This is a genomic window from Microbacterium shaanxiense (genome assembly GCF_054779995.1).
This window is the reverse complement of sequence record NZ_BAAGXE010000001.1, coordinates 324,043-342,163: the sequence shown is the minus strand read 5'-3', so window position 1 is coordinate 342,163 and position 18,121 is coordinate 324,043. Positions and strand designations below refer to the sequence as shown.

General features: G+C 68.8%; 15 protein-coding genes and 1 riboswitch. Of the genes, 9 read left to right on the top strand and 6 right to left on the bottom strand.

All coding sequences use genetic code 11. From position 1 onward, the window contains the following. Positions 1-187: 187 nt before the first annotated feature. Together ACYVG2_RS01490 and nhaA are read right to left on the bottom strand one after the other, a co-directional pair. The gene (locus tag ACYVG2_RS01490) at positions 188-853 is read right to left on the bottom strand and encodes a MazG family protein (protein WP_460779364.1); all 666 of its coding nucleotides are present in this window, start codon (positions 851-853) and stop codon (positions 188-190) included. Positions 854-874: 21 nt separating this feature from the next. Then, positions 875-2,041, bottom strand: coding sequence for a Na+/H+ antiporter NhaA (nhaA, locus tag ACYVG2_RS01485; protein WP_460779363.1), 1,167 nt, complete (start codon positions 2,039-2,041; stop codon positions 875-877). A gap of 160 nt (positions 2,042-2,201) precedes the next feature. On the opposite strand from nhaA, the gene ACYVG2_RS01480 reads away from it, so the two are divergent. Together ACYVG2_RS01480 and gdhA are read left to right on the top strand one after the other, a co-directional pair. Next, the gene (locus ACYVG2_RS01480) at positions 2,202-4,790 is read left to right on the top strand and encodes a phosphoenolpyruvate carboxylase (RefSeq protein WP_460779917.1); all 2,589 of its coding nucleotides are present in this window, start codon (positions 2,202-2,204) and stop codon (positions 4,788-4,790) included. 122 nt (positions 4,791-4,912) lie between these two features. Further along, positions 4,913-6,280: an NADP-specific glutamate dehydrogenase gene (gdhA, locus tag ACYVG2_RS01475; protein WP_460779362.1), complete on the top strand. Its 1,368-nt coding sequence runs from the start codon at positions 4,913-4,915 to the stop codon at positions 6,278-6,280. Positions 6,281-6,395: 115 nt separating this feature from the next. On the opposite strand, the gene ACYVG2_RS01470 is transcribed toward gdhA, so the two are convergent. The 3 genes from ACYVG2_RS01470 to mfd are packed head-to-tail and all read right to left on the bottom strand — an operon-like array spanning position 6,396 to position 11,401. Then, complete coding sequence (locus ACYVG2_RS01470) at positions 6,396-6,992, bottom strand: gamma carbonic anhydrase family protein (protein WP_460779361.1); 597 nt, start codon at positions 6,990-6,992, stop codon at positions 6,396-6,398. Positions 6,993-7,036: 44 nt separating this feature from the next. Beyond that, the gene (locus tag ACYVG2_RS01465) at positions 7,037-7,792 is read right to left on the bottom strand and encodes a methyltransferase domain-containing protein (protein ID WP_460779360.1); all 756 of its coding nucleotides are present in this window, start codon (positions 7,790-7,792) and stop codon (positions 7,037-7,039) included. Between the two features lie 39 nt (positions 7,793-7,831). After that, positions 7,832-11,401 (bottom strand): transcription-repair coupling factor, encoded by a 3,570-nt coding sequence (mfd, locus tag ACYVG2_RS01460; protein WP_460779359.1) that lies wholly within the window; start codon positions 11,399-11,401, stop codon positions 7,832-7,834. Between the two features lie 77 nt (positions 11,402-11,478). On the opposite strand from mfd, the gene ACYVG2_RS01455 reads away from it, so the two are divergent. From ACYVG2_RS01455 to ACYVG2_RS01425, 7 genes are all read left to right on the top strand, one after another. Continuing rightward, positions 11,479-12,045, top strand: coding sequence for a GNAT family N-acetyltransferase (locus ACYVG2_RS01455; RefSeq protein WP_460779357.1), 567 nt, complete (start codon positions 11,479-11,481; stop codon positions 12,043-12,045). A 116-nt stretch (positions 12,046-12,161) separates the two neighbouring features. After that, positions 12,162-13,025: an Fpg/Nei family DNA glycosylase gene (locus ACYVG2_RS01450; RefSeq protein WP_460779356.1), complete on the top strand. Its 864-nt coding sequence runs from the start codon at positions 12,162-12,164 to the stop codon at positions 13,023-13,025. Positions 13,026-13,080: 55 nt separating this feature from the next. Continuing rightward, a riboswitch (FMN riboswitch) is annotated at positions 13,081-13,227 on the top strand. A 52-nt stretch (positions 13,228-13,279) separates the two neighbouring features. Beyond that, positions 13,280-14,332 carry a bifunctional diaminohydroxyphosphoribosylaminopyrimidine deaminase/5-amino-6-(5-phosphoribosylamino)uracil reductase RibD gene (ribD, locus tag ACYVG2_RS01445; protein WP_460779355.1) on the top strand — a complete coding sequence of 351 codons (1,053 nt, stop codon included), beginning with the start codon at positions 13,280-13,282 and terminating at the stop codon, positions 14,330-14,332. Further along, positions 14,332-14,961 (top strand): riboflavin synthase, encoded by a 630-nt coding sequence (locus ACYVG2_RS01440; RefSeq protein WP_460779354.1) that lies wholly within the window; start codon positions 14,332-14,334, stop codon positions 14,959-14,961. The genes ribD and ACYVG2_RS01440 overlap by 1 nt, the downstream gene beginning before the upstream one ends. Then, positions 14,958-16,232 (top strand): GTP cyclohydrolase II, encoded by a 1,275-nt coding sequence (ribA, locus tag ACYVG2_RS01435; RefSeq protein ID WP_460779353.1) that lies wholly within the window; start codon positions 14,958-14,960, stop codon positions 16,230-16,232. Before ACYVG2_RS01440 ends, ribA begins: the two co-directional genes overlap by 4 nt. Further along, positions 16,229-16,705, top strand: coding sequence for a 6,7-dimethyl-8-ribityllumazine synthase (gene ribH / locus ACYVG2_RS01430; protein ID WP_460779352.1), 477 nt, complete (start codon positions 16,229-16,231; stop codon positions 16,703-16,705). Before ribA ends, ribH begins: the two co-directional genes overlap by 4 nt. Positions 16,706-16,753: 48 nt before the next feature. Beyond that, positions 16,754-17,113: a Fe-S protein gene (locus ACYVG2_RS01425; protein ID WP_448965127.1), complete on the top strand. Its 360-nt coding sequence runs from the start codon at positions 16,754-16,756 to the stop codon at positions 17,111-17,113. Positions 17,114-17,119: 6 nt separating this feature from the next. On the opposite strand, the gene ACYVG2_RS01420 is transcribed toward ACYVG2_RS01425, so the two are convergent. Further along, positions 17,120-18,109 carry a LacI family DNA-binding transcriptional regulator gene (locus ACYVG2_RS01420; RefSeq protein WP_460779351.1) on the bottom strand — a complete coding sequence of 330 codons (990 nt, stop codon included), beginning with the start codon at positions 18,107-18,109 and terminating at the stop codon, positions 17,120-17,122. Positions 18,110-18,121 lie beyond the last annotated feature (12 nt).

Sequence of the window (18,121 nt, the reverse complement as noted above, 5' to 3'; positions counted from 1 at the left end):
TTCACAGTAGCCACGAGTACATCTTTCCAGGTCTTGCAGGTTTCCAGATCGGCATGCTCATCCATCGCCGCTCCACGGGGCGTGTTTGGGAAAACCCAGACCGACTGGCGTGTCGACGGCGTGTCAGCGCTCGACTCGCCGTCGACACGCCGGATCGTCCAGGTTTTCCCGACGAGTCGGCGACGCGTCAGCCGGCTTCGGCCTCACGCACGTCGTCTTCGAGCAGGCGCAGGCGCTCGCGCAGCGCACGCTCGGCATCCCAGCCGTTCTCCCGGGCCGTGGCCGCGAGCGTCAGCAGCAGGTCGCCGAGCTCCTCCTCGGATTCCGGCGCAGCCCCGACCTCGGCGGCGTCGTGAGCGGCGAGCGCGACATCGTCGCCGGCTCCGACCCGCGCGGCGCGGCCGAGCACTTTCTGCGCGAGCGCGAGCGCCGGCATCCCGTGCGGTACGCCGTCGAGAACGCTGGTGCGCGAGCGCTTCTCGGCGGCCTTCGCGGCGTTCCAGTGCACCAGCACCTCTTCGGGCGTGTTCGCGACCGCCTCGGCGAAGACATGCGGATGCCGCCTCACCATCTTCTCCGTCAGCGTCTGCGCCACATCGTCGATGTCGAACGGGTCGTCCGGATCCTGTGCGGCGATCGCCGCATGGAACAGCACCTGCCAGAGCAGGTCGCCCAGTTCTTCACGGAGGTCGGCGCGCGTGCCGTCCTCGACGGCGTCGATGAGCTCGTGCGACTCCTCGATCAGGTACGGCACGAGGTCGCGATGCGTGATCTGCTGCGACCACGGGCACTTCTCGCGTACGGCGCGCATGGTCTCGGCGGCGGTGCGCAGCGGATCAGGATTCTCGGTCATGGTGCTTCCTCGTCGAAATGGTCACGAGACGGTCGTCGTGGAGCGGCGGTACCACGCGGCACGCCATGAGACGACGACGCCCGACAGCACCAGGGCGATCAGCGAGCCCACCAGCACGCCGAGGATCGCCTGGTCGCGCACGGCAGGATCATCCGCGAAGGCGAGGTTCGCCAGCAGCAGCGACACCGTGAAGCCGATGCCGCCGAGCGCGCCGGCGGCGAGCAGATCGGTGATCGTCAGGGCAGGAGCCTTGTCCTTCGATCCGATCCTCATGGCGAGCCATCCGAAGACCGTGATGCCGATGATCTTGCCCACCGGCAGGGCGATCGCGATGCCGAAGAACGCCGGCGAGAGCTCGGACGGCGACACCGCGGGGATCACGACGAAGGCGGCGGCGAACGCGAAGATCGGCAGGATCGCGCCGTTGACCCACGGCTCGAGCGCGTGTCGCGTCGGCATCGCCGGGGACTGCGCGATGGCCAGCCCCAGCAGCACGCCCGCGATCGTGGCGTGGATGCCGGACGAGATCATGAGGCCCCAGACGAGGACGCCCACGATCACCATCGCGACGACGACCAGCCATGAGTGCGTGGTGGGCAGGATCCGTGACAGTGCGCCGAACACGACGACACCGACGATGGCCAGCAGGAGGTACAGCCAGTTCAGGTCGTGGGCGAAGAGCACCGCGATGAAGATGATGCCGATGATGTCGTCGAGTATCGCCAGGGCGAGCAGGAAGACCCGCACCGCAGAGGGCAGCCCCTTGCCGAAAACAGCGAGCACACCGAGCGCGAAGGCGATGTCCGTCGCCGTCGGGATCGGCCAGCCCGAGGAGGTCTGCTCGCCACCGGCGACGATCAGATAGATGATGATCGGCACGAGCACGCCGCCGGCAGCGGCGATCGAGGGCTGCAGAGCCTTTCGGAATGAGTTCAACTCGCCGCGGGTGAGTTCGTACTGCAGCTCCATCGCGACCACGAAGAAGAAGATCGCGAGCAGGCCGTCCGAGATCCAGTGCGCGACCGAGAGGTCGATCGACGTGCCGGGCACCGCGATGTGGAACCCCAGCACCGCGTCGATCGGACCGAACGCCGGCGTGTTCGCGAGCACGAGTCCGAGCGCCGCCGCGAGAAGAAGGAGCACTGCGGGGAACTGCTGCGTGCGAAGAAGATTTCGGGAGTCGGCCATCGGAGCAATGCTATCCGCCGCCTCGGGTCCACCGGATGTCACGTGGTCATGACCGCCTCCTGCACGGCTATAACCTCGAATGGTGACTCCTGAGCCCACCAACACAGAGGCCATCCGCGTCATCGGTCGATTCGAAGCCGGACGCGGGATCCCAGACGAGATGCGCGCAGATGTCCGCATGCTCGGCGCACTGCTCGGACAGGTGCTGCGCGAGTGCGGCAGCGCCGGTCTGTTCGACGATGTCGAGCGGCTGCGGTTGGCGACCATCCAGGCGTACGACGAGGAGAGCGCCGAGGCCTTCGAACGCGCATCGGCGATCGCGGATTCGTTCACCGTCCAGCGAGCCGACGAAGTGGCCCGCGCCTTCACGTGCTACTTCCATCTCGTCAACCTCGCCGAAGAGCACCAGCGCGTGCGCATCCTTCGCGAGCGTGCAGGACAGCCTGGTCGGGAGGATGCCACGGACACCGTCGCGACCGCGTACGCGCAACTGCGACGCGAGATCGGCGACGAGGAGGCCACTCGTCGCCTGCAGGACCTGCGGTTCCACCCGGTGTTCACCGCGCACCCGACGGAGGCTCGTCGTCGCGCCGTGTCCGCCAGCATCCGCCGTCTCTCCGAACTGCTCACGCAGCACGACAGCGCGAGCGACGGCGGCGCGGAGCAGCACAGGGCCCGCCGCCGCATGCTCGAGGAGGTCGACACGCTCTGGCGCACGGCGCCGCTGCGCGCTCAGAAGCCGTCGCCCACCGATGAGGTGCGCACGGTCATGTCTGTGTTCGACGAGACCCTGTTCACCACCGTCCCCCACGTCTATCGCCGTATCGACGACGCTCTGCGCGGCGACGACTCCGGCGCGAGCGCTCCGGTGGTCCCCGCGTTCGTGCGGGTCGGCTCGTGGGTCGGCGGCGACCGCGACGGCAACCCCTTCGTCACGGCGTCCGTCACGCGCGAAGCAGCGCAGATCGCCTCCGATCATGTGCTGCGCGGTCTCGAACGGGCCGTCGAGCGCATCGGCCGCGGCCTCACTCTCGATGCCGAGGGCACGCCGCCCTCCGCCGCAGTGGTCGCACTGTGGGAGTCCTTCGTCGAGACCGACGAGAACGCCGGGGCCGAGATCGCCGCGCGTTCTCCGGAAGAGCCGCACCGCCGCGTTCTGCTCGCACTCGCGAACCGGGTCGCACGCACCCGTTCGGGAGCGGACGGCGCATACACGGACCCCGAGCAGCTGCTCGCCGACCTGCGCACCGTGCAGGCCTCGCTCGCGGCATCCGGGGCGAACCGCCATGCATTCGGCGGTGTCCAGCACCTGATCTGGCAGGTCGAGACCTACGGGTTCCACCTCACCGAGCTCGAAGTGCGCCAGCACTCGCAGGTGCACCGCGAGGCGCTCGCCGAGCTCGATGCCGGGGCGGAGCCCAGCGAGAAGACGCTCGAGGTCCTCGACGTCTTCCGTGCGGTCGCCGACATCCAGCGCACCTACGGGCCGCGCGCGGCAGGACGCTACGTCGTCTCGTTCACGCAGTCCGCCGAGGACCTCGCCAACGTGCACCGCCTCGCGCGGCATGCGCTCGGTGACGATGTGCCGGTACTGGACGTCGTGCCGCTGTTCGAGACGTTCGCCGACCTGCAGGCCGCTCCCGGCATCCTCGCTGAGGTCGTCAGCTTCCCCGAGTTCCGCTCTCGCATGGCAGCCACCGGCAATCGCCTCGAGGTCATGCTCGGCTACTCCGATTCCTCGAAGGACGTCGGCCCTGTGGCCGCGAACCTCGCGCTGTACGAGGCGCAGGAGAAGATCGCCCTCTGGGCGAAGGACGCCGGTATCGCTCTGACACTCTTCCACGGGCGCGGCGGCGCGCTGGGTCGAGGCGGCGGGCCCGCGAACTCCGCGATCCTCGCGCAGCCGCCGCACTCCGTCGACGGTCGGTTCAAGCTCACCGAGCAGGGCGAGACCATCTTCGCCCGCTACGGCGAACCGGCGATCGCGATGCGCCACATCGATCAGGTCGCCGCGGCGACGCTGCTCGCCTCGTCTCCTGGCGTCGAGGAGCGCACGAGCGGCGCAGCCGCACGCTTCGCCGACGTCGCGCGGGTGATGGACGAGGCCTCCCGGGAGAAGTTCTTCGCTCTGGTGAAGGCCGACGGCTTCGCGCCCTGGTTCGCCACCGTGACACCTCTCGAGGAGATCGGGCTGCTCGCCCTCGGTTCGCGTCCAGCGCGCCGCGGCCTCTCGGTGGAATCGCTCGAAGACCTCCGCGCCATCCCATGGGTGTTCGCGTGGACGCAGGCGCGCATCAACCTCGCCGGCTGGTTCGGTCTGGGAACCGCGCTCGAGAGCGTCGGCGACGAGGCGCTGCTCAAGGACGCCTACCGCGACTGGCCGCTGCTTCGCACCATGATCGACAACGTCGCGATGAGCCTCGCGAAGACCGACGAGCGCATCGCCCGTCGCTATCTCGCGCTCGGCGACCGCGATGATCTCGCACAGCTGGTGCTCGACGAGCTCACGCTGACGAAGGAGTGGGTCATCCGCCTCACCGGCGGCGACGCGCTGCTCGAGAACAAGCCGATCCTGCAGCGGGCGGTGACGCTGCGCAGCCCGTACGTGGACGCACTGTCGCTGCTGCAGCTGCGTGCGCTGAGGGAGCTGCGCTCCGCAGCATCCGGGTCGGGCGCCGACGACGAACAGCGCCGTCTGCTGCTGCTGTCGGTCAGCGGCGTCGCCGCCGGCCTGCAGAACACCGGATGATCACCGCCTCGTGCGCATCACGGAAACACGCGCGGTAAGGTGAAATCTCGTGCCCGACCCGGCACGCCTTCTCGCGCGACACGATCGCCCCCTCAGCCACACTCTTCAGAAAGCCGTCCCGCGTGACCGCAACCCACACCGAATTCCACCCGCTCACCGCGTCCGTCCAGCCCGTGTTCGACACGGTGCTCGCCCGCAGCCCGCACGAACCCGAGTTCCAGCAGGCCGTGCACGAGGTGCTCGGAACGATCTCCCCCGTGCTCGAGCAGCACCCGGAGTACGTCGAGGCCGGCATTCTGGACCGGATCGTGGAGCCCGAGCGCCAGATCATGTTCCGCGTGCCGTGGGTGGACGACGCAGGGAAGATGCAGGTCAACCGCGGCTACCGCATCCAGTTCTCGTCGGTGCTCGGCCCGTACAAGGGCGGACTGCGTTTCCACCCTTCGGTGAACCTGTCGATCATCAAGTTCCTCGGTTTCGAGCAGATCTTCAAGAACGCGCTCACCGGTCAGGGCATCGGTGGCGCGAAGGGCGGGTCGGACTTCGATCCGCACGGTCGTTCCGACGCCGAGGTCATGCGCTTCTGCCAGTCGTTCATGAGCGAGCTGTACCGTCACCTCGGCGAGCACACCGACGTCCCCGCGGGCGACATCGGTGTCGGCGGCCGCGAGATCGGCTACCTGTTCGGCTCGTACCGCAAGATCACGAACCGTCACGAGTCGGGCATGTTCACCGGCAAGGGCACCGGCTGGGGTGGCGCCGAGGTGCGCACCGAGGCCACCGGCTACGGCGCGGTGTTCTTCGCTCAGGAGATGCTCGCCGTTCACAACGAGTCGCTCGAGGGCAAGCGCGTCGGCATCTCCGGTTCCGGAAACGTCGCGATCTACGCCATCCAGAAGGCCACTCAGCTCGGCGCGACGGCGGTCACGGCATCCGATTCCTCGGGGTACATCGTCGATGACGCCGGTATCGACCTGGATCTGCTGCGCCAGATCAAAGAGGTCGAGCGCGGCCGCATCGTGGAGTACGCGAACCGGCGCGCGAGCGCGCGCTTCGTCGAGCGCGGCAGTGTGTGGGAGGTTCCGGTCGACATCGCGGTGCCCTCCGCCACGCAGAACGAGGTCAGTCTGGCCGACGCCGAGGCCCTCATCGCGAACGGCGTGCGCGCCGTCTCCGAGGGCGCCAACATGCCCTGCGTTCCGGATGCCGTCGCCGCATTCCAGAAGGCGGGCGTGCTGTTCGCGCCTGGCAAGGCCGCGAACGCGGGTGGTGTCGCCACTTCTGCGCTCGAGATGAGCCAGAACGCATCGCGGCAGCGCTGGACCTTCGGCGACAGCGAGAACAAGCTGCGCGAGATCATGGCCGACATCCACGACGCCGCTTTCCGGGCCGCCGAGAAGTACGACGTTCCCGGGGACTACGTCACCGGCGCGAACATCGCCGGCTTCCAGCGGGTCGCGACGGCGATGCTGGCTCAGGGCGTCATCTGAGTCTCTCCTCTGCCTGCTCGCCGAGGCCCCCTCTGGTTATCCGCGCCCCCTCTGAGGCGCGTCATCCAAAGGGGGCCTCGGCGCTCAGGAGGGGCCCCGGCGCAGGTGGACGGGCTCACGCCGGATGGTCATCCGCGTGCCGCGCCAGCGAACGCCCATAGCGCTCGGTGAGCTGCACCATGACATCCGGGGTGTCGCGGTCCACGCCGAACACGTAGCCGGGGAAGTCCAGTTCGCGCTGCGCCGCCCAGATCTCCTCGTGCTTGTCCGGAGACAGCACGAGCAGCGGATCGCCGACCGCCACCCAGCCGATCGGGACGACCGTGTCCTCCGGGAGCGTCGTGCGCAGGTGCACGACCGCGTTGATGCGCACCTCGGCGCGGGCGCCGATCTTGGCACCGTTGAACACCCGCGTTCCGGTCGCGAGGAACACCTCGTCGCCGATCACCGCACCGGACACGGATGCCCCCGGGCCGATCAGCACGTGATCGCCGATGTGCACGGGGTTCGCCGAGCTGGCGCGCACGATCGCGTTCTCCATCACGATGACGTTCTCGCCGAGGGTGATCGGCCCGCCCTCCGCCGTGATGACGGCGCCGTGCAGCACCTGGCAGTCCGCTCCGATCTCCACATCACCGGAGATGACGGCGGTGGGCGCGATGACGGCGGTCTCGTGGATCCGGGGCCGAGCCCCGAGGTGCTCGTACAGCATGCGGTCATGCTAGCGCTGCCGACGAGCCGGCGCACCCGCACCGCTCAGGCGGATCGTCGCGCCTCGAGGAGGTGCCTAGAGGAGTGCGCGACGAATGGACCGTCGCGCACGATCAGCTCGTGCAGGTCGCGGAGCCGATCGCGATAGCGCTCCACGGTGAAGTCGGGCACCCACCAGACGAGCTTGCGCAGCAGGTAGACCACGGCCGCGACGTCACGGATCTCGATGCGCAGAGTCGCTCGGCGCACATCGACGATCTCGAGTCCCGCTGCCTCGGCGGCGTCGATCTCGTCGTCGGGGTGACGTCCTCGTCGTTGCTCCGGCAAGGGGCCGAGGAAGAACTCGATCAGCTCGAACCCGCTCGCCGGTCCCACATGCTGGGCGAGATAGGTGCCGCCGATGCGCAGCACCCGTGCGATCTCGGTCCACCGCGGGGCGACAGGATGCCGACTGGTGACGAGGTCGAACGCGCCGTCGGCGAACGGCAACGGGTCGTCCTGTCCTGTGCGCACCACGACGACTCCGCGCGGGTGCAGCAGCGACGTGGCCTTCGCGGCGTTCGGGTGCCAGGACTCCGTCGCGACCGCGATCGGCGGGAAGGTCTGCGCTTCGGCCAGCACTTCGCCACCACCGGTGTCGAGGTCGAGCGATGCGGATGCCGTGGTCAGTCGCTCGGCCAGGAGCCCTGCGTAGCCCCACGGCGGGCGCTCCTCGCTCGCGCGCCCCTGGAGCCAGTCGAAATCCCACCCCGTGACGTCGGCGTCGGAGCCCAGGGCGATCAGTTCATCGAAATCAGCCATACGAACCAGTCTCCCCGTACGGCATCCTCGACGCAGCCGTCACGAAGCGGCGGGCGCGGCGGGCGCGGCGGCCTTCGCGGGCTCGGGGAACAGCGCCGTGAACAGCTGGTCGACCCACTCCAGCAGGCCAGCGTCCGTCGGCGGCTCGCCACCCGGGCGCGGCAGCGGCACGACCAGTGCCTCTCCCCCGCCGACGAGCTTCGCCGCGGGGTACAGCCGCTGCAGCCGCACCTTCATCGAATCCTCGAGACGTGCGGGCGCCACGCGGAGGTTCGAACCCATCGCCACGACGTCCGCGAGACCGGCACGAGCCGCACGCCGACGCAGGCGTGCGATGGCGACCAGCCCCTCCACTTCTTCGGGCGGGGTGCCGTAACGATCGGTGAGCTCTTCGATCACGAAATCGATCGCATCGTCCTTCGCGGTCGCGGCCGCGGCAGCGGACAGCTTCTGGTACGCCTCGAGACGCAGGCGCTCGCTGTCGATGTAAGTCTCGGGGATGCGGGCATCCACCGGCAGCTCCATCCGCAGCTCGTTGCCGGTCTCGACGTCCTCGCCGCGGAACGTCGCGACCGCCTCACCGACCATGCGCAGATACAGATCGAACCCGACCCCGGCGATGTGCCCCGCCTGCTCGCCGCCGAGCATGTTGCCCGCGCCGCGCAGTTCGAGGTCCTTCAGCGCCACCTGCATACCGCTGCCGAGATCATTGTTGACCGCGATCGTCTGCAGGCGGTCGGCCGCCGTCTCGGAGAGCGGCTTCGAGTCGTCGTACAGGAAGTACGCGTACGCCCGCTCGCGTCCTCGGCCCACGCGTCCACGCAACTGATGCAGCTGGCTGAGGCCGTACTTGTCGGCCTTGTCGATGATGATCGTGTTCGCGTTCGAGATGTCCAGCCCGGTCTCGACGATCGTCGTCGACACGAGCACGTCGAACTTGCGCTCCCAGAAGTCGTCGACGACCTGCTCGAGCTGGTGCTCGCCCATCTGACCGTGAGCCACGGCGATCCGCGCCTCCGGCACCAGCTCCGCCAGCTCCGAGGCCACGCGCTGGATCGACTGCACGCGGTTGTGCACGAAGAACACCTGGCCCTCGCGCAGGATCTCGCGCCGGATCGCCGCGGCCATCTGCTTGTCGCTGCGCGGGCCGACGAACGAGAGGATCGGATGCCGGTCCTCCGGCGGCGTCGCGAGAGTCGACATCTCACGGATGCCGGTGACCGCCATCTCGAGCGTACGCGGGATGGGCGTCGCGCTCATCGCGAGGATGTCGACGTTCGTCTTCAGCTTCTTCAACTTGTCCTTGTGCTCGACGCCGAAGCGCTGCTCCTCATCGATGATGAGCAGCCCGAGGTCCTTGAACATGACCTGATCCGTGAGGATGCGATGCGTGCCGATGACCATGTCGACCGATCCGTCGAGCAGCCCCTCGAGCGTGAGTCGCGCGTCCTTGTCGGTCTGGAACCGCGACAGCGACCTGACCTTCACCGGGAACCCGGCGAAGCGTTCGGAGAAGGTCTCGAAGTGCTGCTTGACCAGCAGCGTCGTCGGGACGAGCATCGCGACCTGCTTGCCGTCCTGGATCGCCTTGAACGCCGCGCGCACTGCGACCTCGGTCTTGCCGAAGCCGACATCGCCCGACAGCAGCCGGTCCATGGGGATCGGCCGTTCCATGTCGGCCTTGATCTCGTCGATGGTCTGCAGCTGGTCGGGGGTCTCGGCGAACGGGAACGCCTCTTCCAGCTCTCGCTGCCACGGGGTGTCCGGCCCGAACGCGTGGCCCTTCGCCGACATGCGCGCCGAGTACAGCTTCACGAGTTCGACGGCGATGTCGCGCACGGCGCGACGCGCCTTGCCCTTGGCAGCCGACCAGTCGCTGCCGCCCATCTTCGAGAGGGTCGGTGCCTCTCCTCCGACGTACTTCGAGAGCAGATCGAGCTGGTCTGTGGGCACGTACAGCTTGTCGCCGGGGTATCCGCGCTTGGACGGCGCGTACTCCAGCACCAGGTAGTCGCGCGTGGTCTTCGTGGCGTTGCGCCCGCCGGTGGACACCTCGCGCTGCGTCATCTCGACGAACTTCGCGATGCCGTGCGTCGAGTGCACGACGTAGTCGCCGTTCTTGAGCTGCAGCGGATCGACGACGTTCTTGCGGCGCGACGCGAGCTTCTTCACGATGCGCTGATCGCCGCCGATCGTGCGGCCGTAGAACTCGTTGTCGGTGAGGACGGCGAGCTTCGCCTCCGGCACCTGGAAGCCCGACTCGAGGGCGCCGAGCACGAGCGTCGCGACTCCGGGTTCCGGCGCGTCAGGGAGGGAATCCACGACGCGTGCCGCGAGGCCGCGGTCGGAGAGAACGTCTCTTGCGCGGTCCACCAGGCCGGTCCCGGATGCCACGACCACGACCCGCCATCCGTCGGCGAGTCTGCCGTCGACGAAGTCGATCGCGCCGTCGACGTTCCCGTGGAACGAGGGGATGATCGAGGCGTCGATGTTCGCCGCATCGTCGTCATCGGTCGCGAACGGGCTGAATCGCCACCAGACGCCGTCGCGTTCGCGCACGATCTCACGCAGCCGCGCGACGCTGACGAAGTCTCCGGCGCCGAGGTCGATGGGCGCGGAGGCGCCCGAGGTCGCGGCGCTCCAGGCGGCATCGAGGAACTCGCGGTTCGTCTCGCCGAGGCTCTGCGCCCTGGCGCTCGATCGCTCGGGGTCGACGAGCGCGACGGCGGTGCCCTCGGGGAAGTACTCGGCGAGCGCCTTGAGCGGACCGGACACCGCGGGCAGCAGCGACTCCATCCCCTCGACAGGGATGCCCTCCGCCATCTTCTCCAGCATCCCGGCGATCGCGGGGAATCCGGAGATCAGCGAGCGCGCACGCTCGCGCACGTCGGCGGTGAGCAGCAGTTCCCTGGTCGCCGGCAGCTCGACGCGGTCGACATCGCCAGGGAGCGAGCGCTGATCCGCCACGGAGAAGGCGCGGATCTGGTCGATCTCGTCGCCGAAGAACTCGACGCGGTACGGATGCTCGGACGTCGGTGGGAAGACGTCGAGGATGCCCCCGCGCACGGCGAACTCGCCGCGGCGCGAGACCATGTCGACGCGGGAATAGGCGCGCTCGACGAGCTGCTCGACGGCGTCGTCGAGCTCGAGGTCTCTCCCGCCCAGCACGAGGGAGAGCGGCGCGGTGTCCCCCAGATTGGCGGCGATCGGCTGCAGCGCAGCGCGCACCGAGGCGACAACGATGAGGGGACGCTCGCCGGACCACGTGGTGATGCGGCGAAGCGTGTCGAGGCGCCGGCCGACCGTGTCGGGACTCGGGCTGAGCCGCTCATGCGGCAGCGTCTCCCATGCGGGGAAGCTGAGGATCTCGGCATCCGGCACATAGGAGTCGAGAGCCGCCGCGAGCGATTCCGCGCGACGACCGGTCGGCGCGACCACGAGCAGGGATGCCGGACGCCCCGAGCCGGCGCGTTTGTCGAGCAGTCCCGCGATCGTCGGAGCGTCGAGCCCGTCGACGAGTCCGAGATCGGCATCGGTCTGCGCCCAGGTGAGGGCGTCGTGGTACAGAGACGCCTCTTCCAAGGCGCGCAGAATCCCGGGAACAGTCACCTGATGAGTGTAATGCGCGCCTCTGACATCCGGCCGGGGTGCGTTCGCCGACGGGCCGCACGCCGTAGGATTCCGTGATGGAACCCGTCACCCTCCGCACCGACCGCCTTGTCCTCCGCCCGCCGACGACGGATGACGTCGACGCGATCACGGCCGCGTGCCAGGACCCCGAGATCCCCCGATGGACGACGGTTCCGAGCCCGTACACGCGTGAGAACGGCGAGGGCTTTGTGACGCTGGTGGCCGAGTGGTGGGCATCGGGTGAGGAGACCGTCTGGGCCGTCTTCCAGGACGACGTGCTCATCGGCATGATCGGTCTGCATCACATCGCACCGCACGCGGGCGGCGGCTCGGCCGAGCTCGGCTACTGGGCCACGGCGCATGCGCGCGGGCAGGGCTTCATGGTCGAGGCGGCTCGCGCGGTGATCGACTGGGGGTTCGCCGAGTCGGATCTCGCGCGCATCCATTGGCAGGCCGTCGCGGGCAACGTGCCTTCGGCCCGCACTGCGCGTGCGCTGGGGTTCCGCTACGAGGGACTCCAGCGCCAGGCGCTCACGAGCCCGCGCGGCCGCGACGACGGCTGGGTCGCCGGCCTGCTGCCCACCGACGATCGCACCCCTGTCTCGTGGCCCGTGCTGGAGTGACGTCGACCGAGAAGGCGTCTGCAGCATGAGAAGGCCGTTGCTGAGTCCGGTCTCGTGCTGCAGATCGATTCTCGTCGACTCCTGCGCGTGTCGGACGCGGGTGGCAGGATGAGGACATGCCGGAGATGCCTGAGGTGCAGGGGCTGGTCGCGTTCCTCGGCGAGCGCGCGGTCGGCCGGACCATCACGCGCACGAGCGTGGGCGCCATCGCGGCGCTGAAGACCTTCGATCCGCCGAACACCGCGTTGCACGGCGCAGAGATCACGGCATCCGCTCGCCGTGGCAAATTCATCGTGCTGTCGTGCGGAGACGACCTCCATCTCGTGTTCCATCTCGCGAAGGCCGGCTGGCTGCGCTGGTACGAGATGCTCCCGACGACGCTGATCAAACCCGGAAAGTCGCCGATCGCCCTGCGCGTCGCGCTGAATGACGACAGCGGTTTCGATCTCACGGAAGCAGGGACGAAGAAGTCCCTCGCGGTCTACGTCGTGCGCGATCCTGAAGAGGTGCCGGGCATCGCGCGGCTCGGGCCCGATCCCCTGGAGCACGCTTTCGATCGCGATGCGTTCGCCGCTCTGCTGGAAGGCCGGCGGATGCAGATCAAGGGCCTGCTGCGCGATCAATCCGTCATCGCCGGCATCGGCAACGCCTACTCCGACGAGATCCTGCACGCCGCGCGCATGTCGCCGTATGCGATCGCCGGCACCCTCGACGAGCAAGAGGTCGACCGCCTTTATTCGGCGATGCGCACGACGCTGACGGATGCCGTGGCCGAGGCCGCGGGCAAACCACCTGCCGACCTCAAGGATGCCAAACGCCGCGGCATGCAGGTGCACGCGCGTCGAGGCGAGCCGTGCCCCGTGTGCGGCGACACCGTGCGCAGCGTGTTCTTCGCCGACAGGTCGCTGGAATACTGCCCCACCTGCCAGACCGGCGGCAAGCCGCTCGCCGACCGTCGGCTGTCCCGGCTGCTGAAGTAGACGCGCACGGTCACGGAATGAAATGCGCGTGCATACGTTGACTACACTGAGCATCAACGTGCTCCGGGGTCGGTGTGAATCCGAACCGGCGGTGACAGTCCGCGAGCGTCGAGGGAAACCGAGATGCCGATCCGGTGGAATTCCGGTACCGACGGTGATGTGAGAACGAGTTCTCACTAGTCCGGAAGGGAGGCAGCACGATGCGCGAGAGCGCGCCGTCTGTCATCCCCGGAGCGAGAGCAGAAGGACGACGGATGGCAGTGCACGAGGCGGAACGCCGCGCGATGACGCGTGCGCTCGAGCTCGCCGCACGCGGACCCCGCGGGGCCAACCCTCAGGTGGGCGCCGTCATCCTCTCCTCCTCCGGCGAGATCATCGCCGAGGGCTGGCATCACGGAGCCGGCACGCCGCACGCCGAAGTCGATGCACTGTCGAAGCTCGACGGAGACGCCGCACGCGGCGCGACGGCCGTCGTCACTCTTGAACCGTGCAATCACACCGGCCGCACCGGACCGTGCGCCGTCGCGCTCATCGAGGCCGGCATCTCACGGGTGGTCTACGCGCTCGACGATCCCGGTGCGCTCTCCGGCGGTGGTTCCGAGCGTCTTCGCAGCGCCGGCGTCGAGGTCGAGGCCGGCGAGCAGGCCGACGGCGCCCGAGCACTCATCTCGGACTGGCTGACCGCGCAGCGCCTCGGACGCCCGCAGATCATCGTGAAGTGGGCGCAGAGCCTCGACGGCCGCGCCGCGGCGTCCGACGGATCGAGCCAGTGGATCACCGGACCCGCCGCCCGCGCCGACGTGCACCGTCGTCGGGCTGCGGCCGACGCGATCATCGTCGGCACCGGCACCGTACTCGCAGATGATCCCGCTCTCACCGCCCGAGACGGAGACGCGCTGTACGAGCACCAGCCGATCCCCGTGGTGGTCGGCTCGCGCGAGACGCCGGCGGATGCCGCGCTGCGGCGCCACCCGAAAGAGTCGGTATTCTACGCGACCCATGACCTGCACTCCGTCGTCGCCGATCTGCATGAGCGCGGCATCCAGCGCGCATTCGTCGAGGGCGGTCCGACTCTGGCCAGCGCGTTCATCGCGGCAGGACTGGCAGACCGCGTGCTCGCCTACATCGCCCCGGTGCTGCTGGGCGGCGGCCGTCTCGCGCTCACCGAGATCGGCGTGCCGACGATCGACGCCGCACGACGTCTGCACGTCGAGGAGTGGGTGCCGCTCGGCGCGGACCTGCTGGCGGTCGCCGGATTCGAAGAAGACAAAGCCGGATTCGAAGAAGACAAAGAGGGGGTCCGCTGATGTTCACCGGAATCATCGAGGAGATCGGCGAGATCACCGCGATCGCGCCGGCCGGCGACGGATGGCGGCTGACGGTGCGTGCGCCGAAGGCTGCGCACGACGCCGTGCACGGCGAGTCGATCGCCGTCTCCGGCGTGTGCCTGACCGTGGTGGCCTCCACGCCCGACACCTTCGACGCGGACGTCATGAAGCAGACGCTCGACGTGTCGGCTCTGGCGACGGCATCCGTCGGCACCCGCGTCAACATCGAGAAGGCCATGCCCGTCGGAGCGCGTCTCGGGGGTCACATCGTGCAGGGCCACGTCGACGGGGTCGGCGAGGTCGTCGACGTGCGCCCCGGCGACGCGTGGAGCGTGCTGCGCATCACCCTGCCGGCAGATCTCGCGCCGCTCATCGTCGACAAGGGCTCCATCTCCGTCGACGGCACCTCCCTGACCGTCAGCGCCGTGAGCGAACCGTCCGCCGCACAGGCATGGTTCGAGATCTCCCTGATCCCCGAGACCCTCGTCGCCACCACTCTCGGATCCCGTGCAGTCGGCGATCGCGTCAATCTTGAAACCGACATCCTCGCCCGTCATGTCGAGCGCCTGCTCGCCTTCCGGGCTGTCTCGGAAGGAGGCTCGCGATGAGCCTTGCCACCATCGAAGAAGCCCTCGAGTCGCTGCGCGCCGGTCGTCCGGTCATCGTCGCCGACGACGAGAACCGCGAGAACGAGGGCGACGTGATCCTCTCGGCCGAACTCGCCACGCCCGAATGGGTCGCGTGGACGGTGCGCTGGTCGTCCGGATTCATCTGCGCACCCATGCCCGCCGACCTGGCCGACAGCCTCAACCTGCCGCCCATGGTGGAGGCCAATGAGGACGCCCGCTCGACCGCCTACACGGTGAGCGTGGATGCTGCGGAGGGCGTCACCACCGGCATCAGCGCATCCGACCGCGCGCACACGCTGAACGTGCTGGCCAACCCGGCATCGACCGCGACGAGTGTGATCCGCCCCGGGCATGTTCTGCCGCTGCGGGCCGTCGACGGCGGCGTACGCGAGCGCAGCGGGCACACCGAGGCGGCTGTCGACCTGATGAAGCTGGCGGGTCTGCAGCCGGTCGGCGCGATCGCGGAGGTCGTCGCGGAGGACGGCAGCATGATGCGTCTGCCCGGTCTGAAGGAGCTCGGCGCACGCGACGGCGTGCCCGTGATCACGATCGAGCAGCTCATCGCGCACCTGAACGAGATCGACCCGCAAGACGGTCCGGTCGTATCCTCCCGCGCCGGCAAGCGGCGGGTGAGCCTGCGGGCCGACGCGACGGTTCCCACCGATCACGGCACCTTCCGCTTCCTCGCCTACAAGGATCGTGTCACCGGCACCGATCACATCGCCGTCGTCTCCGGCGAGCTCGGCGAGACCGCACTGGTCCGTGTGCATTCGGAATGCCTGACCGGCGAGGCGTTCGGGTCGCTCAAGTGCGAATGCGGGCCTCAGCTCGATGCAGCGCTCGACGCGATCGAGCAGGACGGCGGCGTCGTCATCTACATGCGCGGGCACGAGGGCCGAGGCATCGGCCTGATCAACAAGCTGCGGGCATACAGCCTGCAGGAGGAAGGGCTCGACACGGTCGACGCGAACCTCGCCCTCGGGCTGCCGGCGGATGCCCGCGAGTACGCCGCGGCCGCCGGCATCCTCAGCGACCTCGGCATCTCGAAGGTGCGCCTGCTGACCAACAACACCGACAAGGTGAAGCAGCTGCGCGAGCTCGGACTCGACGTCGCCGAGCAGGTGCCGCTGATCGTCGGCGTAGGGCCGAACAACCACCAGTACCTCGAGACCAAGCGCGATCGCATGGGCCACATCATCGGCGAGGCCGAGCTGGCCGAGGCCCTCGCCCACGGAAAGGACAAGGCATGAGCGGCGCAGGAGCCCCCGCACCCGGCGAGCAGATCGACGCGACCGGACTGAACGTCGTCATCATCGCCGGCACCTGGCACGAGGCCATAACGAACGGGATGATCGCGGGCGCGGAGCGCGTACTCAACGCCGCCCACGCGACTCATCGGCTCGTGCGGGTGCCCGGCTCGTTCGAGCTCGCCGTCGCCGCACAGGCCGCCTTCGCAGGCGGGGCGGATGCCGTGGTCGCCCTCGGTGTCATCGTCAGGGGCGGCACCCCGCACTTCGAGTACGTCTCGTCGGCGACCACCGACGGCCTCACCCGAGTGGCGCTGGACGCGGGCAAGCCGGTCGGCTTCGGGGTACTGACCGTGGACGACGAGCAGCAGGGACTCGATCGCGCCGGCATCGAGGGGTCCAAGGAGGACAAGGGCGCCGAGGCGGCGGATGCCGCACTGCGCACTGCTCTGGTGATTCGCGAGCTGCGCGGCTGAGGTTCGCCTTCCTGGCGGCCCCGCACGGACGGGGCTAGCGTGTCGGGCATGGAGACTCTGCGTCTGGTCGTCGTTCTCATCCACCTCATCGGCTTCGCCGTGCTGTTCGGGTCCTGGGCCGTCCAGGCCTTCGGCGGCCAGAAGCAGTTCGGCAAGATCATGGAGTACGGACTGCTCATCGCCGGAGTCGCCGGACTCGCACTCGCTGCGCCATGGGGTCTGCCGGAAGGCGCCGAGCCGAACTACATCAAGATCGGCACCAAGCTGGTCATCCTCGTGGCGATCGGCGCCCTGGTCGGGTCCGGGCTGAGCCGGCAGAAGCGCGGAGCGTCGGTCGCGCCGGCGGTGTTCTGGCTCGTCGGCATTCTGACGGTGACGAACGCCGCAATCGCTCTGCTCTGGCGCTGAGTCGCGCTAGTGCGACGCGCGCGGGGGTGCGGTGCTCCCGCGCACCACGAGTTCGGTGCTGACCAGCGGCGTCTGCACGTGCTCTCCGCTGTCGAGTTCAGCGAGCAGCGCATCGACCGCGAGTGCACCGACCTTCTCGGGATGCTGCTGCACGGTCGTCAACGGCGGCCACAGCTGCGCGGCATCAGGCAATCCGTCGAAGCCGACGACGCTGACGTCTCCGGGGATGTCCCGTCCGCTTTCGCGGAACGCGCGGACGACCCCGATCGCCATCTGGTCGTTCGCGGCGAACACTGCCGTGACCGATCCGATCGCGCGCAGGCGCACGCCCGCCTGATATCCGGATGCCGCTGACCAGTCTCCCGACAGCACCTCCGGAATCTCCCTGCCGCGCGACTCCAGCGTCGTCCGCCATGATTCGCGGCGCCTTTCGGCGGAGTACGACTTGGCAGGGCCTGTGACGTGCCACACCGTCTCGTGGCCGAGATCGAGCAGGTGCTCGGTCGCCAGCCTCGCGCCCTGCGCCTGGTCCGTGTCGACGAACGGATGGCTCGTGCCACGATTCGAGTCGACGAACACCACGGGCAGCCCCTGGGGCATCTCGACCTCGGCCTCATCGAGCTGGTGGGCCTCGATCACGATGATGATGCCGTCCACCGCGTGCTCCTCGATCCTGCGGAAGGCGCCGGCCACGGTCTCCCGTGCGCTCGATTCCACCGGGATCAAGGTCAAGGCGTACCCCATCTCGGCGGCTCTGACGGCGATCGCATCGAGTGTGCGCTGGTTGCCGTAGGAGCTGAACGAGAACATGATGACGCCGATGGCGCGGAATCGCCCTGACCGCAGCGCCCTGGCGGCACTGTTCGGACGATATCCGAGGCTCTGCATGGCCTTCTCGACACGCGTCCTCGTCTCGGCGCCGACATAACCGCGGGCGTTGACGACGCGTGAGACGGTCTGGCCGGAGACGCCGGCCTCGCGCGCGACATCCTCCATGGACGGGTCTCT